The following is a 493-nucleotide window of genomic DNA, read 5'->3' on the forward strand; positions in this document are numbered from 1 at the left end:
ATAAGTATTACAGAAATTTCTTTTAGTATTTTATTTTTATTCATCAATACTCCTATTTTATACTAGTTGAAACTTTGACTGCATCATCAATTAATACTAAAGAGACCTTTTTCTTCTCAGCAGTAGTTAGTAACATACCTTGAGAAAGTATTCCTTTAATCTCAACTGGTTCTAAATTAAAGACAGCTATAACTTTTTTACCTACTAAACTTTGTTCATCTTTATAATGACTTGCATTACCAGATACTATTTGTCTCAATTCAGTTCCAGTATCTACAATAATTCTAAGTAATGCTGTATTTTCAGTCAACCTTTCAACTTACTTTATTTCGACAACCCTTATATTGATTTCATAAAATTTTTCTATCTTAATAGGGTTCTTGATTACTAAATTTTATTCAAATTCAGACTTAGGTAATTCTATTCATGGAAATCAAACTTTAGCCTTATTTAAATTATTATTTACAGGATAACTAGCCAAATCCTTTATATC

At 26.6% G+C, this 493-nt stretch carries 1 protein-coding gene; it reads right to left on the minus strand.

What is annotated here, in order from left to right; genetic code table 11:
- Positions 1 to 52: 52 nt before the first annotated feature.
- Positions 53 to 310, minus strand: coding sequence for a hypothetical protein (locus AYC60_RS02350; RefSeq protein ID WP_067320847.1), 258 nt, complete (start codon positions 308 to 310; stop codon positions 53 to 55).
- Positions 311 to 493: the final 183 nt, after the last annotated feature.

This window comes from Streptobacillus felis, from assembly GCF_001559775.1.
In the GTDB taxonomy this organism is placed as follows: domain Bacteria; phylum Fusobacteriota; class Fusobacteriia; order Fusobacteriales; family Leptotrichiaceae; genus Streptobacillus; species Streptobacillus felis.